This is a genomic window from Aquabacterium sp. (assembly GCF_029946005.1).
Taxonomy (GTDB): domain Bacteria; phylum Pseudomonadota; class Gammaproteobacteria; order Burkholderiales; family Burkholderiaceae_C; genus Aquabacterium.
The window spans coordinates 114,940-139,661 of sequence record NZ_JAQSDR010000015.1 but is presented as its reverse complement, the minus strand read 5'-3'; the positions used below and the strand labels follow the sequence as shown (position 1 = coordinate 139,661).

The window sequence follows — 24,722 nt, the reverse complement described above, 5'->3', positions numbered from 1 at the left end:
TCCATGATGACTATAGCAGTCGCGTTACAGTGCTTGCATGAACATTCTGAGTGACTGGTTGAGCCGCCACGTGGGCATCGAGCCGTGGGTGGCATCCTTGATCGCCATCGCGGTGATCACCATTGTGCTGAACCATTTCGCGCAGGTGTTGCTGCGCCAAGCCGCGCGCTGGACGGCGAACACGGCCACGGCCTGGGATGAGGCCGTGGTCAGCACCGCCCGCCGGCCCATCCTGGTGGCCGTGTGGGTGGTGGGCTTCAGCCACATGGCGCGCGTGCTGCAGCGGCATGTGGAAGAGCCCTTCCTGGCCGAGGTGCAGGCCTTGCGCGATGTGGCGTTGATCACCTGCCTGGTCTGGTTTCTGTTGCGTTTCATTGGCAAGGCGAGCCGCAACATCATCGCCGCCCGCGTGGCGCGTGGCGCTGAGGTGGACGACACCACCATCGATGCCCTGGGCAAGCTGGCGCGTCTGGTCACTTTCGTGGTGGCGGTGCTCATGGTGGCGCAAACGCTGGGCTTTCAGATCACCGGGCTGTTGGCCTTGGGCGGCGTGGGCGGCATCGCGGTGGGCTTTGCCGCCAAGGACATCCTCGCCAACTTCTTCGGTGGCCTGACCATCTACCTGGACCGCCCCTTCAGCGTGGGCGACTGGATCCGCTCGCCCGACAAGAGCATCGAGGGCACGGTGGAGTACATCAGCTGGCGCCACACGCGCGTGCGTGCCTTCAACAAGAACCCGATCTACGTGCCCAACGCGGTGTTCACGACCATCGTGGTGGAGAACCCCTCGCGCATGAGCCACCGGCGCATCAAGGAGACCATTGGCCTGCGCTACGAGGACATCGACCGCGTCGCGCCCATCGTGGCCGACATCCGAGCGATGCTGGTGGCGCACCCGGACATCGACGAAACGCAGACGCTGATTGTCAATCTCACCCAGTTCGGGCCGTCCTCACTGGATGTGATGGTCTACACCTTCACCAAAACCGTGGTCTGGGTGGCTTACCAAGAGGTCAAGCAAGACGTGCTTCTGCAGATCGGCCGGATCGTGGCGCAACACGGCGCCGAGATTGCCTTTCCAACGCAGACCTTGCACGTGTCACCTGAATCGGCTTACCCCGAATAATCCTTGGGAAACAAGACGCGGAACATGGTGCCCGTGCCAGCTGTTGATTCGACTTCGACACTCGCATCAAGCATCTCGGCCAAACGCTTGACGATCGACAGGCCGATGCCTTCGCCAGGTTCCTGATGCGCCTGAGCCCTGTCGGCTGGCGTGGACGCTGGCGCCGGGCTTGGTGGCGCACCATTGGCCAGTGTTTCGGCCTCGACCTGTTGCACCAACTCCGTGCCGGCCTCGAGCGCCGCGATCAGCGGGCTACCAGGCCCGGCATCGAAGCCCGGCCCGGTGTCCTGCACGGACAGCACCCAGCGCTTGGCATCGCCGACCGCACCGTCGTCCCAGGTGACCGTGACGCCGCCGTGCTGGGTGTACTTGATGGCGTTGAGCACCAGGTTCTGGGCGATCCGCCGAATCTTGACGCGATCTCCGCTGACCACGAAGGGTGATGGCCCGCCGAATGCGAGCGTCAGCCCGCGCTGCTCTGCCAACGCGCGCAGGCCATCGGCCAGCTCGCCCAATTGCGCCGCCACGTCCACCTCACTCAACTGCAGGCGTTCCTTGCCCGCTTGCAGGCGGGCCAGATCGGTCACATCGTCGAGCAAATGCTGCAATGCCCTCACGTTTCGATCAAGCACTTGCAGGAACCTGTTCGGGGGCAGATCGGCCATCTTGAAGCGGGTGATCCCGGCCGTCGCCGTGACAACCACGCCGAGGTTGCCTCGCAGGTCGTGCGCCGCCTCGTGCCACAGCTCTGCGCGCTGCTGCTCCAACTCGCGGATGCCCTTGAGCGCTTGCTCGAGGTCGTTGATGTGGCCAGCGGCTTCAAGCTGCTGAAGCCGAAAGTACTCCGCAATGCTTTCGCTGAACTCCAGCCCGCTCAGTTCAGCCCAGATGCGGCGCGCGGTCGGCATCACTTCGGGCCCCAGCCCCAGATGCTGCCGTGAATAGTCTTCCAGTTCGGCGACCAGGCATTCGTTCAGGCGGCCGAGCTCGCGCGAGACCTCGACCAAGTCGTAGCCCTGCTGCCATCGGTGCAGGCCGTGCGCCGTGGCCGTCGACGTGGCCCCGGGCAGCATCTCGGGGGTCTGCCCCTTGAGCGCAGGGTCGAGCCGCTCCTCGAAGGTGGTCAGCAGTGCGGGGATGTGGTCGTCAAGTTGCGCGCGAGGCAGTGAGTTGGCCGTGGTCAGGGCCGGGTCCCGCTTGACCGCGTGGCGCCAGGCGTGAAGGATGGCTTCACGCCTGGCGCGCAGATGCGCAGCCAGTGCAGCCAGTTCGGGCTCTCTCAGTGACACGGTTTGGTCTCCTTAGTGCGCCAAACTCATTCTACGCACCCAGGTTCGGTCTGCCATTGGGGCCGGGTGGCGGGGCCTGACGCGTTCGACCGGTTGGCACACATGTTGCTGGTATACAAGTTGGTACATCAACAGTGCATCAAGCCGGTGCAAGGAGAAAACGCATGTCGCTGGATCAATCGAATCGTCGTTCTTGGCTCAAAACGGTGGGCGCCACGGGGGCGGGTGTCGCCATGGCGGGCTGGTCCGACCTGGTGCTGGCGCAAAAGCCCATCACCATCGGCATGATCTACGTGGGCCCCAAGGACGACTTTGGCTACAACCAGTCGCACTATGAAGCGGCGTCCGAGATCAAGAAGATGCCTGGCATCAAGATCGTGGGCGAAGAAAACGTGCCCGAGACCCAGTCTGTGCAAAAGACCATGCAGGGCATGATCTCGCAAGACGGCGCCACGCTGCTGTTCCCCACCTCTTTTGGTTATTTCAACCCCCACATCCTGGACGTGGCCAAGAAGAACCCCGACGTGCGCTTCGCCCATTGCGGCGGCATGTGGGACGCGGCCAAGCACCCCAAGAACGTGGGCAGCTTCTTTGGCTACATCGACGAGGCGCAATACCTCAACGGCGTGATCGCCGGGCATGCCACCAAGTCCAAGAAGATCGGCTTCGTGGCGGCCAAGCCCATCCCCCAGGTGCTGCGCAACATCAACGCCTTCACCTTGGGCGCGCGCTCGGTGCACCCCGACATCACCTGCTCGGTCATCTTCACGGGTGACTGGTCCATGCCGGTGAAAGAGGCCGAAGCCACCAACAGCCTGGCCGACCAGGGCGTGGACGTGTTCACCATGCACGTTGACGGCCCCAAGGTCATCGTCGAAACCGCCGCCAAGCGTGGCAAGTTCGTGTGCGGTTACCACGCCTCGCAAGCCAAGCTGGCGCCCAACGCCTACCTCACCGGCGCCGAGTGGAACTGGGTCACGCCTTACAAGCAAATCGTCGATGCCGCGCGCACCGGCAAGCCGCACCCCAACTTCTTGCGTGGTGGTTTGAAGGAAGGCTTCGTCAAGACCTCGCCTTACGGCCCGGCTGTGAGCGAGGCCGCGCGCAAGAACGCCGATGCCATCAAGGCCCTGATGCTGAAGGACGAGTTCGAGATCTTCAAGGGCGAGATCAAGGACAACACCGGCAAGGTGATGGTGGCCAAGGGCGCGACCATCAAGCAGATCGACCCGGTGCTGGAAGGCATGAACTACCTGGTCGAAGGTGTCATCGGCAAGGTCTGAGTTCCGGTTGCTGGCTTGAAAAGGCGGTTCACATGAGCGGTTCTTCATCGATGGCGTCGGCTGTGGAAAGCATCGCCTTGCCCATCCTGGCCTTGGCCGGGGCGGTGCTGCTGTTTGGCGGCTTCGTGTGGCTGGGCGGCACCTCGCCCACCGAGACCTGGATCCTGCTGTTCAAGGGTGCGTTTGGCGATGCGTTCTCGTGGCAGAACACCTTGCAGCGCTCGGCGCCTTTGATGTTGACCGCCTTGTGCGTGGCGATACCGCAGCGCGCGGGCTTGATGGTGATTGGTGGCGAGGGTGCCTTGGTGTTGGGGGGGCTGGCTTGCGCGGGCTTGCCTTACCTGTTCGTGCCGCCGGCGTCGGCCGTGGGCACCGTGATGGTGTTGCTCGCTGGTGCCGTGGCGGGGGCCGCGTGGATCGGCCTCGTGGGGGCGCTGCGGCAGTACAGGGGCGTCAATGAAACCATCAGCTCCCTGTTGATGGGTTACCTGGCGGTGGCCTTGTTCAAGCACTTTGTGGAAGGGCCCATGCGCGACCCGAGCAGTTTGAACAAGCCCTCGACTTTGCCTTTGGACCCAGCCATTTTGCTGGGCGCCATCCCCGGCTATGACGTGCACTGGGGGCTGGCTTGGGGCGTGGCTTGTTGCCTCATCGCGGGCCTCTGGCTGTATGGCTCGACGCACGGCTTTGCCACACGGGTGGTGGGCGGCAATGCCCGGGCCGCGCGCCTGGTGGGCTTGCCGAGCCACCGCCTCGTCATCACGGCTTGCGCCTTGGGTGGCGCTTGTGCTGGCCTGGCAGGCGCCATCGAGGTGGCGGCCGTGCACACCAATGCCAACGCTTCTTTGATCGCGGGCCTGGGCTACACGGGCATCCTGGTGTCCTTCGTGGCGCGCCACAACCCCTGGGCGATCATCCCGGTGGCCATCCTGTTTGGTGGCTTTGGTTCGGCGGGCAGTTTGCTGCAACGTCGGCTGGATTTGCCCGACGCCTCGGTACTGGTGCTGCAGGGCTTTGCCTTCGTCATGATCCTGGCCAGCGAGGCATTGCGGGGTCGCCTGGGTGAGTTGCTGGTCCGCCGTCCTGGCATCCCTGCCAACCTGTCACAGGTGCCTGCATGAGTGAATCAACCATCTGGTTCGACGTGATCATCGCGGTGCTGGGCGGCGCGATCCGCGTGGGCACACCGTTCTTGTTCGTCAGCCTGGGCGAGTGCCTGACGGAGAAATCCGGCCGCATCAACCTGGGCCTGGAGGGCGTGCTGGTGCTGTCGGCCATGGCCGGTTTCGGTGGCAGCTACCTGACTGGTTCGCCTTGGTTGGGCGTGTTGCTGGCGGGGTGCGCGGGCGCTTTGCTGGCCTTGCTGCACGGGCTGCTGTGCTCGTTGAAAGGCGTCAACGACATCGCCACCGGCATCGCCTTGATGCTGCTGGGCGCGGGGCTGGCCTTCTACCTGGGCAAGGGCCTGATCCAGCCGCAAGCCGCGCAGATCCCATCGCTTGACCTGGGCGGTTGGAGCGACTCACAACAGGTGCAGGCGGCCTTGCGCATCAATGCCTTGTTCCCCATTGGCGTGGCGCTGGCGGCCTTGATGGCCTGGGCCATGGCCAACACGCGTTGGGGTTTGATCGTGCGCATGGCCGGTGACAGCAGTGATGCGTCGCGCGCCCTGGGCTACTCGGTCAACACGGTGCGCGTGCTGGCCACGATGGCGGGTGGTTTCATCGCGGGCCTGGGTGGTGCGTCGTTGTCTTTGTACTACCCGGGCAGCTGGAACGAAGGTTTGTCCAGCGGGCAAGGCCTGATCGCGGTGGCCCTGGTGATCTACGCGGGCTGGCAACCGATCAAGTGCTTGTGGGCGGCCTTGTTGTTCGGTGGTGCGGGGGCTTTGGGCCCCGCCTTGCAATCGGTGGGCATCAGCGCGGGCTACCACCTGTTCAATGCCATGCCCTATGCGCTGACCTTGCTGATCCTGATCTGGACCTGCTCACCCAAGCGGGCCTTGCAAGGCGCCCCGATGGAATTGAATGTGTCACGTTGACGACCTGAAAGGAGCACAGCATGAGCGGACTCAGTGGACTCAACAAATCACCCAACGGTGTGGTGGTGGGCCTGGTGCAATTGCAGCTGCCGGTGGTCGAGACCCCGGCGCAACTGGCCTCGCAAACGCAGCGCGTGGTCGACATGGTGGGCAAGGCCCGGCGCAGCTACCCGGGCATGGACCTGGTGGTCTTTCCCGAATACTCGCTGCATGGCCTGTCGATGAGCACGGCGCCCGAGCTGATGGTGACGCTGGATGGCCCCGAAGTGGCGGCCCTGAGCGCGGCCTGCATCACGCACAAGATCTGGGGCTGCTTCTCGATCATGGAGCAGAACCCGCATGGCATGCCCTACAACACCGGCCTGATCTTTGACGACCAGGGCGCGCTCAAGCTGTACTACCGCAAGTTCCACCCTTGGGTGCCGGTGGAGCCCTGGGAGCCTGGAAACATGGGCATCCCCGTCATTGATGGGCCCAAGGGCGTCAAGCTGTCGCTCATCATTTGCCACGACGGCATGTTCCCTGAGATGGCGCGCGAGTGTGCATACAAAGGCGCCGAGCTGATGATCCGAACGGCGGGTTACACCGCGCCGGTGCGCCATGCCTGGAGCATCACCAACCAGGCCAATGCATTCCACAACCTCATGGCCACCGCCAGCGTTTGCCTGTGCGGCAGCGACGGCACGTTTGATTCGATGGGCGAGGCCATGGTGTGCAACTTCGATGGCGCGGTGGCCGTGCAAGGCGGCGGTCGGCCCGATGAGATCGTCTGCGCCGAAATTCGGCCCGATCTGATCCGCGAGGCGCGCCTGAATTGGGGCGTCGAGAACAACATCTACCAGCTCTACCGACGTGGTTACGCCGCTGTGAAGGGTGGGGCGCAGGACTGCCCCTACACCTACATGCAAGACATGGTGTCGGGCCAATATTCATTGCCTTGGGATGACGAGGTGGTGGTGACCGACGGCACCTCGTGCGGCATCGCCGCGCCCACCCGCGAGTTCCAGGGCAACGAGCCCAATCTGCTGGACACCAGCACGCCAGAGTCCTGGTCCAAGGAGGCCGCATGAGCATCACGATTGAATCCCAACCGTATGCATGGCCGTATGACGGCGATCTGCAGGCGTCGAACACGGCGCTGATCATCATCGACATGCAGACCGACTTCTGCGGTGTGGGTGGGTATGTCGACAAGATGGGTTACGACCTGTCGATGGTGCGCGCGCCCATTGAGCCGATCAAGGCTTTGCTCGACGCATCGCGCAAGGCGGGCATCCTGGTGATCCACACCCGCGAAGGCCACCGCCCCGACCTGACCGACCTGCCGGCCAACAAGCGCTGGCGCTCGCGGCAGATCGGCACCAACGGCGTGGGCATTGGCGATGTGGGCCCTTGCGGGCGCATCCTGGTGCGCGGCGAGCCGGGCTGGGACATCATCCCCGAGCTGTATCCCATTGCGGGCGAGCCCATCATCGACAAGCCGGGCAAGGGCTGCTTCTGCGCCACCGACCTGGAGATGCTGCTGCACACCAAGGGCATCAAGAACATCATCCTCACCGGCATCACCACCGACGTGTGCGTGCACACCACCATGCGCGAAGCCAATGACCGAGGCTTCGAGTGCGTGATCCTGACCGACTGCACCGGCGCCACCGACCCTGCCAACCACGCGGCCGCCTTCAACATGGTGTTGATGCAGGGCGGCGTGTTCGGCACCGTGTCTGATTCCCCATCCGTCATCAAAGCACTGGAGACCTTGTGAACTCATCTTCTTCGAACAACAAACCCGGACGCCGCCAGTTCCTCCAGGCTGGCGCCGCCTCCGTGGCCCTGGGCGCCGGGCTCATGACGGCTGGCACCGCGCAGGCCAACGACGACAAGATCCTCATCGGCTACTGGCCCATCGCCTCGGGCTTGCCGCTGTACACCGCGCTGGAGCGGGGTTTCTTCAAGGAGGCGGGCCTGAACGTGGAAGGCGTGAAGTTCGCCAGCGCACAACAGGTGGCGGAGTCCATGATCGCGGGCCGCACGCATGGCTCGGCCAATGGCACGGCCTCGGCCGCGCTGGGCCTGGCCGAGATCGTCTCGCCGGGCTTGTACAAGATCATCTGCTCCAATCCCTCCAACCACAAGCTGATCCTGGACCAGTTCGTGGTGCCCAAGGACAGCCCCATCAAGTCCATCGCCGAGCTCAAGGGCAAGCGCGTGGCCTCGGGCCCTGGCATCCAGAACGTCACCCTGGCCAAGATCATCCTGGAGAAGAACGGCATCGTGGACCCGAAGGTGATCGAGTTGCCGATCGGCCAGCACGTGCCCGCGCTGGCGGCCGATCAGCTCGATGCCGTCTACACCCTGGAGCCCACCGGCACCGCGGGCCGCCTCAAGGGGCTGACCCGTGTGCTGGAAAACGGTGTGATCTCCAAGTACGTGCTGGGCGCGGCCGATGCGCCCTGGTTCGGCGGCTCGGCCAGCGTCACCAGCAGCTTCTTGAAAGACCGGCCTGACGCTGCCAAGAAGTACATCGCCGCCTATGCCCGCGCGGTTGATTTCGTGCGCAAGAACCCGGCCGAAGTGCGCAAGCACCTGGATGGCTTCACTTCCATCGATCCCTCGCTGGTCAACGAGGTGCCGTTGGCGGGCTTCACGCTCTACAACGAGTTCACGGCCTCGGACCTGGGCTACTTCCAGAAGTTCTTCGACGTGTTCACCGAGCGCAAGATCTTCTCGCGCGCCGTGCCGGTCAAAGGCCTCATCTACACGGGTTGAACGCGATGATCCGCAAACAGCTCGACCGCTTGTTCGATGCACGCTTGCTGCCCCTGATCGGGCCGCTGCTGTTGATCGGGCTGTGGCAATTGGTCATTGCCGCGCAATGGATCAAGCCGGTGTTGCTGCCGCCGCCGGGCGAGACCTTGCTGCACCTGTGGGACAGCGTGTGGAGTGGCGCCATCAAGGCCGACTTCCTGGCCACCTTGTGGCGCACCTTGGCGGCCTTCGGCATCGCGGTGGCCATTGGGGTGCCGCTGGGTGTGATGCTGGGCAGTTCGGTGAATGCTTATCGCAGCGTTGAGTTTTTGATCGACTTTTTCCGCTCCACGCCTTCGTCGGCGCTGATCCCTTTGTTCCTGCTGATCTTTGGCATCACCGATGCGAACAAGATCGCCATCGCGGCGTTTGCGGCCGTGCTGCTGGTGTTGTTCAACAGTGCTTATGGGGTGATGAACGCGAAGAAGACGCGGGTGATGGCGGCGCAGATCATGGGGGTGTCGCGCTGGCATGTGTTCAAGGATGTGATGTTGATGGAGAGTCTGGCGCAGACCTTCGTGGGTTTGCGCACGGGGGTGTCGATGTCGCTGGTCATCGTGATCGTGGCGGAGATGTTCATTGGGTCGGAGACGGGCTTGGGGCACCGGATCATTGATGCGCAGCAGGTGTTCAACGTCAAGGACATGTACACGTCCATCCTGATCACGGGGGCGCTGGGGTACTTGCTGAACCTGATGTTCTTGTTGATTGAGACCAAGGTTGTTCATTGGAGTGGCAAGGCATGAAGGGCCTGGTTTTGCCGTCGCTTGGGGGGACAGCTTGGCGTCCGTGGTCGGCGCCGCTCATGTCCCCCGTCCAGGCTTTGCCTGGCCTCCTCCTTTACTTCGCTATGCCGACCACGCACGCCAAGCTGTCTGGCGGCGCTCTGGCAAAGCCTTCGCTCCGCGAAGGCCTGGGGATGGGCGACGGCGAATGCCGCCGCCCATCCCCCTCTCTCCACCGATGCGGAGAAAGAAGCGGGCAGTGGGGTGCACGGCGAAGCGAAGTAAAGGAGGAGGTCGGGCAAAGCCCGGCCGGGGGACATGAGCGCAGCCGTGCGCCCCACTGCCCACTTCGGTTTCACCGCGCGCTCCCCCACAACGCAACAACCTCCCATCAGCACCCCAGGCCATCAAAGAGGATCACCCCATGAGCGCCGTTCTCCAACCCGATGAGCCCGTGGCCATGCCCGCTGCGGCCCGTGCTCACGTCACCGTGCGGGGCCTGAGCAAGTCCTTCGCGGGCAAGCCGCTCTACACGGACTTCAACCTCGACCTGCCCCGCAGCAAGATCGTGTCGATCTTCGGCCCCAATGGCTGTGGCAAGTCCACCTTGATGAACATGATCGCTGGCCTGATCCCGCTGGACAAAGGCGAGATCCTGTTCGATGGCAAGACGCTGAAAGAAACCAAGATCGGCTACGTGTTCCAGAACTACCGCGATGCGCTGTTCCCCTGGATCACCGCGCGCGACAACATCGCCTACCCCCTGCGCCGCCATGGTATGAAAGAGGCCGAGGTGCAAGCGCGCGTCGACGAGTTGATCAAGCTGTTCGAGATCCGCTTCGACCTGGCGCGCTACCCCTATGAGTTGTCGGGTGGCCAGATGCAGACGGTGTGCATCATGCGTTCCCTGGCGCCCAACCCCGAGGTCATGTTCCTGGACGAGCCCTTCTCCGCGCTGGACTTCGAGATGACCCTGTTCATCCGAGAGAAACTGCAAGAGGCCCACCTGGCCACTGGTGTGACGATGGTCATCGTCTCGCACGATCTGGAGGATGCCGTGTTCCTGGCCGACGAGATCCTGCTACTGACGCGCCGCCCCACGCGCATTGCCGAGATCGTGCCTTTCAACCTGCCCCGGCCACGCCAGCCAGAGTCCATGTCTGACCCCGAGTTCGTTCGCGTCAAAGCCCACACCTTGGCGGTGTTCAAGCGCGAGATGAAAGCCTGACCGGAGCACCAACACCATGACCGCCCCCCTCGACCCCGTCCCCCCCAAGACCGGCGCGCTGGCGCTGTCCACCTACAAGCTGACCAAACGCTTTGGCAGCTTCACCGCGATGGACGGCGTCTCCATCGACGTGCGGCCCGGCACCGTGCACGCACTGCTGGGCGAGAACGGCGCGGGCAAGAGCACCCTGGTCAAGGCCGTGGTTGGCTACCATCAGCCGGAAGAAGGTTCGGTGCTGATCGATGGCCGCGAGCACGCCATCACCTCGCCGGTGGTCGCCCGCAACCTGGGCATCGGCATGGTCTACCAGCACTTCACCGTGGTGCCCGGCATGACGGTGGCCGAGAACCTGCTGCTGGCGCGGGGAACGCTGCCCACCATCATCCCCTGGCACAAGGTGCGCCAGGAGTTGAAAGCCTTCCTCGACACCACGCCCTTCAAGCTCGACCTGGACGCGCGGCCCATGGACCTGTCGGCGGGCGAGAAGCAGAAGCTGGAGATCCTCAAGCAGCTCTACCTCAAGCCACGCCTGCTGATCCTGGACGAACCCACCTCGGTGCTGACACCGCAAGAGGCCGACGAGGTGCTGGGCTTGCTGCGCGACCGAGCGCACGCGGGCGAGGTCTCCATCATCATGATCACGCACAAGTTCCGCGAGGTGATGGACATCGCCGATGACGTGAGCGTGCTGCACCGAGGCCGCCTGGTGGGCAGCCACCGCGTTGCCGACACCAACCCCACTTTGTTGGGTGCGGAGATGGTGGGCGAAAGCCATGCGCGCAAGGCCCCCAGCAAGGCCGCCGATGATGTGATCGAGTTGGTGCCAGAAGCCGTGCTGGAAGAGGTGGTCTCCACCGCGCCGCTGCACCGCGTGTTGCTCAACCCCACCGCGCCCCTGCGCCTGGAGGTTGACAAGCTTGATGTGCAAGGCGATCGGGGCGAGCGTGCCGTGCACAAGCTCAGCTTGAACGTGCGCGCTGGCGAAATCCTGGGCATCGCTGGGGTCTCCGGCAATGGCCAGCGTGAGTTGATGGAATCCCTGGTGGGCCAGCGCGACCGCGAATCCGGCCAGGTGAAGATTGCTAATGAATCGTACGAAGCGCGGCGCGAACAGAACCAGCGCCTCAACGTGCGCAGCCTGCCCGAAGAGCCCTTGCGCAATGCCTGCGTGGGCGACCTGAGCGTGGCCTTGAACATCGGCCTGCGCCGCTTCGACCAGGCCCCGGCCGCGCGCAGCGGCTGGATCCGAGGCAGCGTGTTGCGCGAACAGGCCCGACAGTTGATCGCCGAGTACCGCGTCAAGACGCAAGGCGAGAACGCGCCCATCAAATCTTTGTCGGGCGGCAATGTGCAGCGCGCCGTGCTGGCCCGCGAACTCGATGGCCAGGTCGATGTGCTGCTGGTGTCCAACCCCGTGTTCGGCCTGGACTTCGCCGCCGTGGCCGAGATCCACTCGCGCATCATGGGCGTGCGCAACAAGGGTGGCGCCGTGCTGCTGGTCAGCGAAGACCTGGACGAGCTGCTGAAACTGGCCGACCGCATCGTGGTGATGAGTGATGGCCGCATCGTCCATGAATGCCAGGCGGCGGATGCCGATCGACGCGTGCTGGGCGCCTTCATGGGCGGTGGCCACCACGAAGAAACCGCCCCTTTGGAGCAAGCCGCATGAGCACCGTCACCCCCCTCCTGAAAGTGCCCGCTCAGCCCTTTGAATACAGCTTCAGCATGGCGCACACGGCCCTGCTCATCATCGACATGCAGCGCGACTTCATCGAGCCGGGCGGCTTTGGCGAAACGCTGGGCAACGACGTGTCGCTGCTGGCCGCCATCGTGCCCACCGTCAAGCGTGTGCTCCAGGCCTGGCGCGCCAGCGGCGGCTACGTCATCCACACCCGCGAGGGCCACGCCCCCGACCTGTCCGACTGCCCCCCCGCCAAACGCCTGCGCGGCGAACCCAAGCTGCGCATCGGCGACGAAGGCCCCATGGGCCGCATCCTGATCCACGGCGAGCCTGGCCATGCCATCATCTCTGAGCTGGCCCCCATCGCCGGTGAACTCGTCATCGACAAGCCTGGCAAAGGCGCCTTCTACGACACCGCCCTGGGCGATGTGCTCAAGACGCGCGGCATCACCCACCTCATCGTGATGGGCGTGACCACCGAAGTCTGCGTGCAGACCACCATGCGCGAGGCCAATGACCGCGGCTACGACTGCCTCTTGGTGGAAGATGGCACCGAAAGCTATTTCCCCGCGTTCAAGGAAGCCGCCCTGGCCATGATCCGCGCGCAAGGCGCCATCGTGGGCTGGACGGCGCCCAGCGCATCCCTGTTGGCAGCATTGCCCTCCTGATCGATCCCGTTGACCATGTCCATTCCCCACACCATCTCGGGCCTGTTGACCGCTTACCGCGATGGCAGCTTGACGCCTGCGCAGGTGTTCGCCAGCTTCCTCACCCTGCCACCGGCCACGCCGCAGGATCCCGCTTGGATTCACCGCGCGCCCGCCGCCTTCATCCAGGCGCAGCTGGATGCCTTGGTCGGCCAAAGCCCCGCTACCTTGCCCCTGTTCGGCATCCCCTTTGGTGTGAAAGACAACATCGACGTGGCGAGCCTGCCCACCACCGCCGCCTGCCCGGCCTTCGCCTACACGCCGGAGCAGTCGGCTACCGTGGTGCAGCGTCTGATGAAGGCCGGCGCCATCGTGGTGGGCAAGACCAACCTCGATCAGTTCGCCACCGGCCTGGTCGGGGCCCGCTCGCCCTACGGCATCCCCGCGTCCACCTTCAGCGATGAGCATGTCAGCGGCGGCTCCAGTTCGGGTTCGGCGGTGGTGGTGGCGCGTGGTGAAGTGGCCTTTGCCTTGGGCACCGACACGGCCGGTTCAGGCCGCGTGCCCGCCGGTTTCAACAACCTGGTCGGCGTCAAACCCACGCCGGGCCTGGTGCCCACCGGCGGGGTGGTGCCCGCCTGCAAGTCGCTGGATTGTGTTTCGATCTTCGCGCTCACCGCGTCCGATGCCGCGCGCGTGCTGGCCGTGATGGAGGGGTCGCAGGCGGACGAGCCGGTCTTCAACCAGGTTACCTTGCAAGCACCTCGTCTGCCCGCCAAGCTGCGCGTGGGCGTGCCTGTTACGCCCGAGTTCTTTGGCGATGCCGAATACGCAGGGGCCTTCGACCGCGCCCAGGCGCAATGGGCCGGTTTGCGCGATGTCGATGGCCGGCCCTGGCCGGTCGAACTGGTGCCGTTGGACATGAGCCCCTTCATGGCTGTGGCCAAGCTCTTGTACGAAGGCCCCTGGGTGGCCGAGCGCTACGCCGCCATCAGCGACTTCATCGAATCGCACGCCGATGACATCAACCCGGTGGTGCGCGGCATCATTGAAGGTGCCAAGCATCACAACGCGGTTTCCGCCTTCAAGGGCCAGTACCGCCTGCGCGAGCTGGCCCAGGCCACCTTGCCCACCTGGCAACACATCGATGTGATGATGGTGCCCACCGCACCCACCATGCCCACGCTGGCCAGCGTGCAGGCCGACCCCGTGGGCCGCAACAGCCAGCTGGGCACCTACACCAACTTCGTCAACCTGCTGGGCTTGGCGGCACTGGCCTTGCCCAGTGGCTTCACGGCCACCGGCCTGCCCTTCGGCATCACCGTGATCGCACCTGGTGGCAGTGACGCGGCCTTGCTGGATTTGGGTGCCCTGTGGCAACAGGCCTTAGCGCGCAGCACCACCACGCCATTGGGCCATGCTTTGAGCCCACCCACCGATGCCGAGCTGACCTGGCCTTGCGGCGTGCAAGCCTTGGCCGCGCCCAACTTGATGGTGTCGGTGGTGGGCGCGCACTTGAGCGGCATGCCCTTGCACTGGCAATTGACCGAACGTCAGGCCCGGCTGGTGTCCAGCACCCGCACATCCAGCCGCTACCGCTTGTTTGCCCTGCCGGGCACCGTGCCGCCCAAGCCCGGACTGGTCCGCATCGCGGCCGATGCACCGCCCGACGAAGGCCATGCCATCGCGGTCGAGGTCTACGCCATGCCCCAATCCAGCATCGGCTCCTTCCTGGCCTTGATCCCGCCACCACTGGGCCTGGGCTCGGTCGAGCTGGAAGATGGCAGTTGGGTCAAGGGCTTCATCTGCGAGCCATGCGGCTTGGCGGGTGCCGACGACATCAGCCAGTACGGTGGCTGGCGTGCCTACATGAGCAGGAAGACCTCATGACCCTGTCCACCGGCCAACTCAACCACCCCGAGGTGCTGCAGGAAGTCACCGCCGTCTTCCTGCGTTACGAGGAGGCCCTGGTGGCCAACGACGTGGACGCGCTCAACGCCTACTTCTGGGCCAACCCCTGCACCACCCGCTATGGCATCGGCGACAAGCAGTTGGGCCACGAAGCCCTGGTGGCCTACCGCCTGACCGTGCCACCCCCGGATTACACTCGCCAGCTCCACGAAGTCCGCATCACCGCCTTCGGGCCAGACCTGGCCGTGGCCATGACCGAATTCACCCGCAGCGACACCACCTTGCGCGGCTTCCAGACCCAGACCTGGGTGCGCTTTTCCGATGGTTGGAAAATCGTCTCGGCCCATGTCAGCATGATTCCCTTCACCCCTGGATGACACCGTGAGCCTGATCGCGCCGCCCTTCAACACCTCGTCGCCCGCGACACTGGCCGAACGGGCTTACGCGCAGATCAAGCAACTCATCTTCGACTTCGTGCTGCTGCCGGGTGATCGCTTTTCGGAGAGCGACATGGCCGGCCGCGTGCAGGTCAGCCGCACGCCCTTGCGCCAGGCTTTGCAACGCCTGCAAAGCGAAGGCTTCCTGCAGGTGTTTCCCAAAAGCGGCTGGCAGGTTGAGCCGCTCAACTTCGAGGTGTTTGACCAGCTCTACGACTTCCGCGTGCTGATGGAAACCCACGCCGTGGTCAAGCTGTGCGAGGCCGAAGACCGCCCCATCCTCAAGACGCTGGCCGACACCTGGCTGGTCAAGACCGATGAGCGCCACCCGGTGACCAGCATGGTCGACATGCTGGACGAGGCCTTCCATTCATCGCTGGTGCACGCCACCGGCAATGCCGAGATGGCGCGCGTGCACGACGACATCACCGAGCGCATCCGCATCATCCGGCGCCTGGACTTCACCAAGCCCGCACGCGTGGAAGCCACCTACCAGGAGCACGGGCGCATCATCCGGGCGATCACGCAAAGGCGCACCGACGAGGCGCAACGCCTGCTGCGCGCCCACATCGAGCAAAGCAAGCTGGAGGTTCGGCACATCACGCTGGACATGCTCTACCAGGCCCGGCGCAGCTGAGCTTACAAGCGTGGCAGGTCGCTCAAGGCGGTGTTCAGGGCACTGGACTTGACCAGGCCGCGCAGCTCGCCGCAGCGTGCCAGCATGGGGATCGCCTTGCCCGGATTGAGCAGCCCCAGCGGATCGAAGGCGGCCTTGAAGGCCAGCATCTGCGCGCGTTCGGCATCGCTGAACTGCGTGCACATGGCGTCCAGCTTTTCAACGCCCACACCATGTTCGCCGGTGATGGTGCCGCCCAGTTTCACGGCCATGCGCAGGATGTCGTTGCCAAACGCTTCGGCGCGCTTCAGCTCATCCGGGTTGTTGGCGTCGAACAGGATCAAGGGGTGGAGGTTGCCATCGCCCGCGTGGAAGACGTTGACGCAGCGCAGCCCATGGGTGATGGCCATGGCGCCGATGGCGTGCAGCATCTCGGCCAGGCAGCGGCGCGGGATGGATGCGTCCATGCACAGGTAGTCAGGGCTGATGCGGCCCGTGGCCGGAAAGGCATTTTTGCGGCCGCTCCAGAAGCGCAGGCGCTGCGCCTCATCCTGGCTGCATTCGATGCGGGTGGCGCCCGCGTACTGCAACACGGCGGTCAGGCGCGCGATCTCTTCGTCGACCTCTTCCTGGGTGCCATCGCTTTCAACCAGCAAGATGGCCGCGGCGCTCAGGTCGTAGCCCGCGCGCACGAAATCTTCCACGGCCACCGTCATGGGGCCGTCCATCATCTCCAGGCCGGCCGGGATCAGGCCAGCGCCGATGATGGCCGCCACGGCGTCACCGGCCTTGCCCACCTCGTCGAAGCTGGCCAGCAGGCAGCAGGCCACTTGCGGTTTGGGCAACAGGCGCACGGTCACTTCGGTGGCCACGCCCAGCAGGCCTTCGCTGCCGATGAAGGCGGCCAGCAGGTCCAGGCCCGCGCAATCAAGTGCCTCGCTGCCCAGCTCCAGCAACTCGCCTTCGATGGTGTAGCCCCGCACACGCAGGACGTTGTGCACCGTGAGGCCATATTTCAGGCAATGCACGCCACCCGCGTTCTCGGCCACGTTGCCGCCAATGGTGCAGGCGATCTGGCTGCTGGGGTCGGGGGCGTAGTACAGGCCATGGGGCGCGGCCGCTTCGCTGATGGCCAGGTTACGCACGCCGCATTGGACGATGGCGGTGCGCGCCAAAGGGTCGATCTGAACGATGCTGGTCAGGCGGGCCAGCGACAGCGTCACGCCCAGGGCGTCAGGCAAAGCCCCGCCCGACAGGCCGGTGCCCGCGCCGCGCGCCACCACGGGCACTTGCAGGGCGTGGCAGGCTTTCAGTACCGCACCCACCTCTTCGTGGGTCTCGGGCATGGCCACGGCCAGGGGTCGTTGGCGGTAGGCGCTCAGGCCATCGCATTCAAAAGGGGCGACGGCTTCGTCGTGCCAGAGCACGCTGCGCGCTGGCAGCACGCGGTGCAGGGCGGCGACCACGTCGCGCTGGCGTTGGGTGCGTTGGGTGTCCATCGCCCCCACTGTAAGGCACTCAGGCGATCAACAGCTCCGTGATGCGGCCCAGCATGAGTTGATCGCGGCTGTCGATGGCCAAGGTGGCGCCGTGGCCTTCAAAGCGGTAGTGCCGACCGGTGACCGAGGAGCGCACGCTCAGGTTGCCGCCTCCCAGGTATTTGGCGCTCAGGTGTGTGGTGCGGCGAGCAGTGGGGGCCGGGGCGCTGTGACCGATGGTGGTGTGACTGGTAGTTTGACTGCTCGCGGTGCGTGCTGGCTCGCTGGCGTGGCCGCTGCTCAAGGCCGAGCGCCGCACGGTGGCGGTGGTGATCTTGTGCGTGCCCAGGGCGGGGCGGGCCCATGACACGGTGGCCAGCGGCACGGCTTTGCGTTGCTCGGGCTCGGCGTCGTCCGACAGGGATTTGGTGTTGAAGGGGATGGGTTGGGTCTTGGTGTAAACGCGAGCAATCATGGCGACATCCTGCAAGTGAATGGCCCAGCGCGGCCGACAGACGGCAGTGTGCTCGGGTACCCTCTTGGTGCCTATCCCCTTGGGTGGGGAACCCAAAAGGGGGTGATTGCTCAGGCCCAGACGGTCAGTACGCCCGTGTAGCCGTACAGGTGGTGGCGGGCGATTTCGCCGCCTGCGAACATGCCCACCAGGGGAATGTCGCCCAGCGCATGCCGGATGATCTGCATTTCGGCATTCGGGCCACCGAAATGCGGGCCACCCCGGCCAGCGCAGCTGATGTAGATGGCCCCGGCCGGCGTGCGGCTGGCCCCGTCTTGTGGGTCGAACTCTTCTCGGATCTCGGCGCAGGCGCGCACCAGGTCGCGCCGCGCCGCGGTCGCGTTGCGCTGGCAAAACGCCAATTGCATGCCAACCTCGACCAGGTCACTCACGGCCACGCCCTGTCGTTGCGGGTCCAGGCCTACCAGGTGGCGCACGCGGGTGTCGGCGCCAAAGGTGTGCCGGTGTTCCAGCAGGTCGCTGGCCGCGTCGGTCAGGCCCACCAGCGTGGCCCGCACCTTGGGCAGGGCCTCGCGCGGCAGGCCGTTGGCCGTCACCGAGGCGTTCAGGTTCAGGTCGCGCAGCAGGCAGTTCAGGGCGGGCTCGCCATCCAGTTCGTAAACCACGTTGCGCTCGGCGGCAGTGATCTGGCGGGCCTGGCCAATGGGTTGGCAACCCTGGGTCACGCGCGACACCAGGTGTACACGGTCGGAAAACGCCACGCCCGAGACGCCGCCGGACCACACGCCCTGGGCCTGCTCGCCATGCTCGGCCAGCGGGTCCAGCGCCAGGTGAACGCTGCGAATGCGCCCCGTGCTCAGGCCCCCGAACAGGTAACCGGTGCGCGTGCGCCCCGCCAGCTCCGTGATCAACTCCTGCAGGTCTGGCGTGTGGGCATCGGCGTGCACCTGCGCCACGTGCGGCACGAAGCCCACGCTGGACGACATCGACAGCGCCGTCAAACCAAGGCGGGGCAGGGGGGGCAAGGGTTGCTGGCCCGAGTACACCCGAAAGTCTTCGCTGGGCAAGGTGGACACCATCACCGCCAGGGCGGGTTCGTCGATGTACTCCACCCCACTGGCGAGCACGCCCATGCCCACGCCCCCCACCCAGGCCACGCCGGGCAAGCGTTCGCGCAGGCCGCGCAGGATGGCTTCAGCCTGCGGCGCCAGCGCGTCGGTCAGGTAGCACCAGCCCAGTGTGGCGCCCATGGTGGCGGCACCTTGCGACTCCAGCTGTGCCCACACGAGTGACAAGGCCAGGTCCGCCTGCGGGTGCGTGGCGTGCGCGTGCAAAAAGCGCGGCGCCATGGTCAGGGTGGAGGCGTCGGGCATGGTGATCGATCAGTCTGATGAGCCGCTGTCCTTGGACCTCGGGCGAACGCTGGCGGCGGAGGTTTTGCGGGTGGGGCGTGGCGTGGTCTTGGCTGCCACCTTGCTGGTGCCCGTGGCCTTGGAGGCCCGCGCGGGCTGCGCAGGTTCTTCCTGGGTTGGCGCTGATGGCGCACTGGCGGCGGCCTCCATGCCCTGCGCGCTGGCCTGGGCCACCTGCACGGCCTGGTTGGCCAGGTTGCTGAACTGCTGGGTCAGGGTGTCCCACCAGCGCAGCGGGTTCACGGCGGGCTGGTCGGCCGACTCATCGGCGGTGGCCGAGGGCGGCGGTGCGGTCGGCTCTGGCTCGGGGTCCTCGGCCGGTGCGGGCGAGGCGGTGCGCGCCTTGAGTGATTCGCGAACCGCGTCCATTGACACATTCATGCCGCGCAGTGTGGTCAAGGTCATGCGCTGCACCTCCAGGCCCTGGATCGTCATGCCGATGAGGCGCGAGTTCTGTTCCAACCAGAACTGCACGGTCTTCAGATCCTGGATGCGCTTGTCCAACTCTTCCGGGTCGAGCGTGGGCAGGCTCCAGGGTGTGGCACTTTTGCCACCCAAGCCTTGGGCTGCCTGAAGGTTGGGCAGTGCGCTGCCAGCGGCTTTCATCCAGTCTTGAAAGAAGGACATGCCTGCCCCCAGCCCGCCAAAGGCTGACGAGGCATCGCCACCGGATGCGTTGCTGGGATCGGGACTGGTCGGGCGGGTGGGCATGGGCAAGGCTCCTGAAGCAATCGGCAGCTCATTGTGCCCCCAAGCCACCGCATAATCACCAGCTTCATGCAACGCCGAGAACTCCTTCGCCACCTCAGTCGAACCGCCGCTGCTCTGGCATGGCAGCAGATGTTCTCGCCGCTGGCGCGGGCGCAGGCCCCGACGCTGGACAACTGGCGCGAAAGCGCCGAGGTCTTCACCTTGGGGGTGGCCAGCGGCGAACCGCGTCCCACCTCCGTGGTGCTGTGGACACGCCTGGCCCCCAAACCCGATCGGGCCGATGGCGGCATGCCTCCGCAGTCCGTGGCCGTGCACTGGGAGGTGGCCAGCGATTCCCGCTTTGACCAGCTCGTGCGCCAGGGCTCGGAGTTGGCCGAGGCCGCGCGTGCGCACAGCGTCCATGTCGAGGTGACGGGTTTGCTGCCGGGGCGCGAGTACTTCTACCGTTTCCAGGTGGCGGGCCAGGTCAGCACCATTGGGCGCACCCGCACCGCCCCCGATCCGCGCGAAGCCACGCCGCGTTTGCGCATCGCGCTGGCGTCGTGTCAGCACTTCGAGGCGGGGTACTTCAGTGTGCACCGCGACATCGCCGCCAGCGATGTCGACCTGGTGCTGTTCGTGGGCGACTACTTCTACGAGAACCAGTTGCCAGGCTACCTGCGCGTGCGTCAGCATTCGCACCAGTTTCCGCGCAACAAGGCCAGGTTCACGCTGGGGCATTACCGCCAACACCATGCCGCCTACCGGCAGGAAGCGGACTTGCGTGCATGCCATGCCGCCCACCCTTGGTTGATGGTCTGGGACGACCACGATGTGCTCAACGACTACGCCGGGTTGACCGAGCCTGACGATGACCTGAAGCAGGCGCAGTTCGTCAAATTGCGAACGGCCGCTTACCAGGCGTATTTCGAGCACCTGCCCATTTCGCCTAATCGTGCACCCGTGGCCGCCAGCATGCGCATGCACGACCGCTACGAGTGGGGCCAATTGGCCGAGCTGTGGACCCTGGACACGCGCCAGTTCCGCAGCGAGCATGTGTGCAGCACCTGGCGCGGCCCGCGCAATGGCCGCATGCTGTGGCGCTGCCCGGACGCCCTCAAGCCCGAGCGCAGCATGCTCGGCCAGGACCAAGAACTCTGGCTGGCCGATGGCTTGGCCACCAGCACGCGCGCCTGGAAGTTCATCGTGCAAAGCACGCAGATCAGCCCGTCCGGCCTGACGGGCCGTTTCGGCAAACTCCTGTATGGCGATGGCTGGGACGCCTTTCCCGCCGCGCGCGAACGCCTGATGGCTGCCATCGCCCAGCCGCGCGTGCCCGACGTGGTTTGCCTGGGCGGAGATGTGCACCGGCATGTGGCTGCCAACCTGCGCTTGCAACCGTCCGACCTGCAATCTCCCATCGTGGCCAGCGAAATTGTCACCTCGTCCATCAGCAGCCCGGGCCTGAGCGAACTCATCTCTCAGTGGATGAAAGCGGTCAACCCGGACCTGCTGCACCTGCGCAGTGACGAACGCGGTTTCGTGCTGCTGAACGTGACCCCTCAACAAGTGTCGTGCGAGTTCCGCGCCACGCCCCACCCGGTGCGGGCCGACTCGCGCCTGCACACGCAAGCCAGCTATGTCATCGACCGAGGCGTGCCCGGGCCGCGCAAAGTCTGAGCCTGCCTACAATCATCGGCATGGCCAATCCCAAAGTTTCATTCAAGCAGCAGGTGCTCAAGGCGCGCGAAGAGGCCATCGTGGCTTCGGTCAACCGCTTGCTGGCCGACAAGGGCTTTGACCTGATGACCATGGACGAGGTGGCTGCGGATGTGGGCATTGCCAAGGCTAGCTTGTACAAGCACTTCGCCTCCAAAGAAGCCCTGGCCGCCGCGGCCATGAACCGCATCCTGCGCCGGTCAATGGACTACCTGACGGAGCTTGAACAACCGCCAGGCCCCGTCGATCCGGTCGAGCGCCTGAAGGCCGTGGCGCGCTGGACCATGGAAGTGCAACTGGCGGGCGAGATGCCCTCCTTGCCCGCGCAGAACTCCAGCCTGCGCGCCGAGCTGATGGCCGATGCCGACTACATGAACCTGCTGATGGCCGTGAGCGAAAAACTGGGCGAATGGATTGTGCAGGCCCAGGCCGATGGTCAGCTCAGCCAGAGTTTGCCACCTGAAGTGATGCTTTACACGCTGTTTGCCCGCGCTTGCGACCCGGTGCTGGGCGTGCTCAAGGCCGGTGGCCATGCGCATGAGCAGATCATCGCGTGGTTGATCGAGAGCTGCTTTTCAGGCTTGGCGCAGCGGGCATGACACGTAAAAAAGCCGGGCATCAGCCCGGCTTGATCTTGAACGTCAAGGACGTTTACTCGTCACGGCCACCAAAGATGCCCAACAGCGCCAGCAGCGACTGGAACACGTTGTAAATGCTCAAGTACACGCCCAGCGTGGCCGTGATGTAGTTGGTTTCGTAGCCATCTTGCACGCGCTTGAGGTCGTGCAGGATGAAGGCCGAGAAGATGCCGATCGAAATCACCGACAGCGTGATCATCAGGGCGCTGGACTGGATGAAGATATTGGCGATGCCGGCCACCAGCAACATGATCATGCCGATGAACAGGAACTTGCCCATCGAGCTCAGGTCACGCTTGATGACGGTGGACAGCGACGCCATGCCCAGGAAGATCGCGCCGGTGCCGGCAAATGCCGTCATCACCAAGCTGGCGCCGTTGGCCAGGCCCAGCACCGTGCCAATCAGTCGGGCCAGCATCAGGCCCATGAAGAAGGTGAAGGCCAGCAGAATGGGCACACCGGCCGACGAGTTCTTGGTCTTCTCGATCGCGAACATGAAGCCGAAAGCGCCGACCAGGAACACGATGGCGCCCACGCCAGGCGTCATCATGCTGGCGATGCCGGAGGCCACGCCCAGCCAAGCGCCCAGCACCGTCGGGATCATCGACAGCGCGAGCAATGCATAGGTGTTGCGCAACACGCGGTTGCGTTGGGCGGCCGTGGTGCCAAAAGCACTTTGGTCGGCGGTTTGAAGCATTTGATTCATGGTGAACCTCCAGTCAAAAACAAAAAACGGTGGGGCAGGGATCAGGCGAGCGACTTGGCCAACTGACGCTTGTTGCGGGCACGGATGTTCAGGGCTTCCACCCCGAGCGAGAAGGCCATGGCGGCATACAGGTAACCCTTGGGCACATGCGCATCGAAGGCTTCGGCGGTGAGAGCCATGCCCACCATCACCAGGAAAGCCAGGGCCAGCACCTTGACCGACGGATGGCGGTCAACGAAATCGCCGATGGGCTTGGCTGCGATCATCATCACGCCAACAGCGCAGATCACAGCCGCCACCATCACACCGATCTCGTCGACCATGCCGACTGCCGTGATGACCGAGTCCAGCGAGAACACGATGTCGATCACAGCGATTTGGCCGATGATGGCCCACATCATTTTCTTGCCGGCGGCAGTCAATGCCGCAGCATCCGTGGCGGGCGGGCCATCTTGTTCGCGGGCTTCCACCTCGACGAAGATCTCGTGCGAAGCCTTGTAGAGCAGGAACAGGCCACCAAACAGCAGCACCATGTCGCGCCCGCTGATGCTGTTGCCGGCCACGTTGAACACCTCGGCGGTCAGGCCCATGACCCAACTCAGCGAGAACAGCAGGGCCAGGCGCGAGAACATCGCGAAGCCCAGGCCAAGGCGCCGTGCCTTGTCACGCTGTTCGGGCGGCAAACGCCCCACCAGGATGGAAATGAAGATGATGTTGTCCACGCCCAGGACGATTTCGAGGGCGGTGAGCATCGCAAAAGCGATCCAGATGTTGGGGTCGAGCAGGAATTCCACGATTTGGTCAAAGTTGAGCGAGCCTTGAATCTAACGGAGGTGACACTTCGCGTAAAGTCGAATTTTCTGAAGCTTCACTTCGAGAAAGCCGCAGTCAATGAATTTCAAGCACCTCTACTACTTCTGGGCGACGGCCAAATCCGGTGGGGTCATGAAGGCGGGCGAGCAACTCCACACCACCCCACAGACGCTGTCCGGGCAGATCAAGTTGCTGGAAGCCCAGTTAGGTTGCGCCTTGTTCCAGAAAGTGGGGCGGCGGCTGGAATTAACCAAGGAAGGCAGGGTGGCTTTGGGCTACGCGGACCAGATCTTTGCCTTGGGAACCGAGCTGGAAGCGGCGATGGGCAAGGTGCGCAGCGGCCAAACCGTGTTGGATTTTCGCGTGGGCATTGCCGATTCGGTGCCCAAGGCCATCGCCTACCGCTTGCTGGAGCCCGCGCTGGGTTTGCCCGAACCCGTGCGTTTGATTTGCCATGAGGGTGATTTTCACAACCTGTTGGGGCAGATCGCGGTGCACCGCCTGGATTTGGTGATCGCCGACGAGCCCATGGGCAAGCAGGTCAGCGTCAAGGCGTTCAGCCATGCGCTGGGCACGACGGCCATGAGTTTTTTTGCCACCCCGGTGTTGAAATCGAAGCTGGAGTTGGGTGGGCGCACATTTCCGCAGTGCCTGGATGGCGCGCCCATGCTGTTGCAAGGGGCGGCCTCTGCCATGCGGCAAAGGCTGGATGTCTGGCTGGCCGAGCACCAGTTGCACCCGCGCGCCATTGGCGAGTTTGACGACGCGGCGCTGATGAAGGCGTTTGGCGGCGAGGGGCGCGGCGTGTTCATGGCGCCCACCGTGCTGGAGGACGAAACCTGCGCCCAGCACGGGGTGGAAGTGCTGGGGCGCACCTCGGAGTTGGTGGAAGAGTTTTACGCCATCTCGGTCGAGCGGCGCATCACCCACCCTTGCGTGGTGGCGATCACGCAGGCGGCGAGGGAGGCCTTGTTTGGGGTTTGATCGCCGACTGCGCCTTCA

24 protein-coding genes are annotated in these 24,722 nt (G+C 64.7%); 17 read left to right on the top strand and 7 right to left on the bottom strand.

From position 1 onward, the window contains the following. Nucleotides 1–37: 37 nt before the first annotated feature. Nucleotides 38–1,126, top strand: a complete 1,089-nt coding sequence (locus PSV38_RS11960; RefSeq protein ID WP_300547691.1) for a mechanosensitive ion channel family protein — start codon at nt 38–40, stop codon at nt 1,124–1,126. Here PSV38_RS11960 and PSV38_RS11955 read toward each other — a convergent pair. Continuing rightward, on the bottom strand, nt 1,114–2,415 hold the full coding sequence (locus tag PSV38_RS11955; protein WP_300547690.1) for a HAMP domain-containing sensor histidine kinase: 1,302 nt from the start codon (nt 2,413–2,415) through the stop codon (nt 1,114–1,116). The two genes, PSV38_RS11960 and PSV38_RS11955, sit on opposite strands and share 13 nt — an antisense overlap. A gap of 164 nt (nt 2,416–2,579) precedes the next feature. Here PSV38_RS11955 and PSV38_RS11950 point away from each other — a divergent pair, with 164 nt between their 5' ends. The 13 genes from PSV38_RS11950 to PSV38_RS11890 all read left to right on the top strand — a co-directional run bounded on the left by PSV38_RS11950 (nt 2,580) and on the right by PSV38_RS11890 (nt 15,810). Then, entirely contained in the window at nt 2,580–3,698 is a 1,119-nt protein-coding gene (locus PSV38_RS11950; RefSeq protein ID WP_300547689.1) for a BMP family ABC transporter substrate-binding protein, read from the top strand. 50 nt (nt 3,699–3,748) lie between these two features. Next, nucleotides 3,749–4,819 carry an ABC transporter permease gene (locus PSV38_RS11945; RefSeq protein WP_300547929.1) on the top strand — a complete coding sequence of 357 codons (1,071 nt, stop codon included), beginning with the start codon at nt 3,749–3,751 and terminating at the stop codon, nt 4,817–4,819. Next, nucleotides 4,816–5,739, top strand: a complete 924-nt coding sequence (locus PSV38_RS11940; protein WP_300547687.1) for an ABC transporter permease — start codon at nt 4,816–4,818, stop codon at nt 5,737–5,739. Before PSV38_RS11945 ends, PSV38_RS11940 begins: the two co-directional genes overlap by 4 nt. Before the next feature lie 20 nt (nt 5,740–5,759). After that, nucleotides 5,760–6,809: a formamidase gene (locus tag PSV38_RS11935; RefSeq protein WP_300547685.1), complete on the top strand. Its 1,050-nt coding sequence runs from the start codon at nt 5,760–5,762 to the stop codon at nt 6,807–6,809. Next, nucleotides 6,806–7,501, top strand: a complete 696-nt coding sequence (locus tag PSV38_RS11930) for an isochorismatase family cysteine hydrolase (protein ID WP_300547683.1) — start codon at nt 6,806–6,808, stop codon at nt 7,499–7,501. The genes PSV38_RS11935 and PSV38_RS11930 overlap by 4 nt, the downstream gene beginning before the upstream one ends. Nucleotides 7,502–7,563: 62 nt before the next feature. Continuing rightward, complete coding sequence (locus PSV38_RS11925) at nt 7,564–8,505, top strand: ABC transporter substrate-binding protein (protein WP_300547927.1); 942 nt, start codon at nt 7,564–7,566, stop codon at nt 8,503–8,505. A gap of 5 nt (nt 8,506–8,510) precedes the next feature. Continuing rightward, nucleotides 8,511–9,290, top strand: a complete 780-nt coding sequence (locus PSV38_RS11920; protein WP_300547682.1) for an ABC transporter permease — start codon at nt 8,511–8,513, stop codon at nt 9,288–9,290. Between the two features lie 403 nt (nt 9,291–9,693). Next, complete coding sequence (locus PSV38_RS11915) at nt 9,694–10,497, top strand: ABC transporter ATP-binding protein (protein WP_300547680.1); 804 nt, start codon at nt 9,694–9,696, stop codon at nt 10,495–10,497. Between the two features lie 16 nt (nt 10,498–10,513). Next, on the top strand, nt 10,514–12,166 hold the full coding sequence (locus PSV38_RS11910) for an ABC transporter ATP-binding protein (protein WP_300547679.1): 1,653 nt from the start codon (nt 10,514–10,516) through the stop codon (nt 12,164–12,166). Further along, nucleotides 12,163–12,846 carry an isochorismatase family cysteine hydrolase gene (locus tag PSV38_RS11905; RefSeq protein WP_300547678.1) on the top strand — a complete coding sequence of 228 codons (684 nt, stop codon included), beginning with the start codon at nt 12,163–12,165 and terminating at the stop codon, nt 12,844–12,846. The genes PSV38_RS11910 and PSV38_RS11905 overlap by 4 nt, the downstream gene beginning before the upstream one ends. Nucleotides 12,847–12,861: 15 nt before the next feature. Then, a complete protein-coding gene (gene atzF, locus PSV38_RS11900) occupies nt 12,862–14,715 on the top strand; it encodes an allophanate hydrolase (protein WP_300547676.1) in 1,854 nt (617 codons plus the stop codon). Beyond that, nucleotides 14,712–15,113: an oxalurate catabolism protein HpxZ gene (gene hpxZ / locus PSV38_RS11895; protein ID WP_300547675.1), complete on the top strand. Its 402-nt coding sequence runs from the start codon at nt 14,712–14,714 to the stop codon at nt 15,111–15,113. The genes atzF and hpxZ overlap by 4 nt, the downstream gene beginning before the upstream one ends. A 4-nt stretch (nt 15,114–15,117) precedes the next feature. Then, nucleotides 15,118–15,810, top strand: a complete 693-nt coding sequence (locus PSV38_RS11890; protein WP_300547673.1) for a GntR family transcriptional regulator — start codon at nt 15,118–15,120, stop codon at nt 15,808–15,810. Nucleotides 15,811–15,812: 2 nt separating this feature from the next. Here PSV38_RS11890 and PSV38_RS11885 read toward each other — a convergent pair whose 3' ends face one another. The 4 genes from PSV38_RS11885 to PSV38_RS11870 all read right to left on the bottom strand — a co-directional run bounded on the left by PSV38_RS11885 (nt 15,813) and on the right by PSV38_RS11870 (nt 19,865). Further along, entirely contained in the window at nt 15,813–17,288 is a 1,476-nt protein-coding gene (locus tag PSV38_RS11885; RefSeq protein ID WP_300547671.1) for an FAD-linked oxidase C-terminal domain-containing protein, read from the bottom strand. Between the two features lie 19 nt (nt 17,289–17,307). Beyond that, on the bottom strand, nt 17,308–17,742 hold the full coding sequence (locus PSV38_RS11880) for a hypothetical protein (RefSeq protein ID WP_300547670.1): 435 nt from the start codon (nt 17,740–17,742) through the stop codon (nt 17,308–17,310). A gap of 110 nt (nt 17,743–17,852) precedes the next feature. Continuing rightward, complete coding sequence (locus tag PSV38_RS11875; RefSeq protein ID WP_300547668.1) at nt 17,853–19,115, bottom strand: FIST N-terminal domain-containing protein; 1,263 nt, start codon at nt 19,113–19,115, stop codon at nt 17,853–17,855. A gap of 9 nt (nt 19,116–19,124) precedes the next feature. Next, the gene (locus PSV38_RS11870) at nt 19,125–19,865 is read right to left on the bottom strand and encodes a PhaM family polyhydroxyalkanoate granule multifunctional regulatory protein (RefSeq protein WP_300547667.1); all 741 of its coding nucleotides are present in this window, start codon (nt 19,863–19,865) and stop codon (nt 19,125–19,127) included. 66 nt (nt 19,866–19,931) lie between these two features. Here PSV38_RS11870 and PSV38_RS11865 point away from each other — a divergent pair, with 66 nt between their 5' ends. Together PSV38_RS11865 and PSV38_RS11860 are read left to right on the top strand one after the other, a co-directional pair. Continuing rightward, entirely contained in the window at nt 19,932–21,524 is a 1,593-nt protein-coding gene (locus PSV38_RS11865; RefSeq protein ID WP_300547665.1) for an alkaline phosphatase D family protein, read from the top strand. 20 nt (nt 21,525–21,544) lie between these two features. Beyond that, a complete protein-coding gene (locus tag PSV38_RS11860; protein ID WP_300547663.1) occupies nt 21,545–22,162 on the top strand; it encodes a TetR/AcrR family transcriptional regulator in 618 nt (205 codons plus the stop codon). A gap of 52 nt (nt 22,163–22,214) precedes the next feature. On the opposite strand, the gene PSV38_RS11855 is transcribed toward PSV38_RS11860, so the two are convergent. Then, nucleotides 22,215–22,907, bottom strand: coding sequence for a Bax inhibitor-1 family protein (locus tag PSV38_RS11855; protein ID WP_300547661.1), 693 nt, complete (start codon nt 22,905–22,907; stop codon nt 22,215–22,217). Between the two features lie 41 nt (nt 22,908–22,948). Further along, a complete protein-coding gene (locus PSV38_RS11850) occupies nt 22,949–23,704 on the bottom strand; it encodes a TerC family protein (RefSeq protein ID WP_300547925.1) in 756 nt (251 codons plus the stop codon). Nucleotides 23,705–23,798: 94 nt separating this feature from the next. Between PSV38_RS11850 and nhaR the strand changes: the two genes are divergently transcribed. After that, nucleotides 23,799–24,704 carry a transcriptional activator NhaR gene (gene nhaR, locus PSV38_RS11845; RefSeq protein WP_300547659.1) on the top strand — a complete coding sequence of 302 codons (906 nt, stop codon included), beginning with the start codon at nt 23,799–23,801 and terminating at the stop codon, nt 24,702–24,704. Nucleotides 24,705–24,722: the final 18 nt, after the last annotated feature.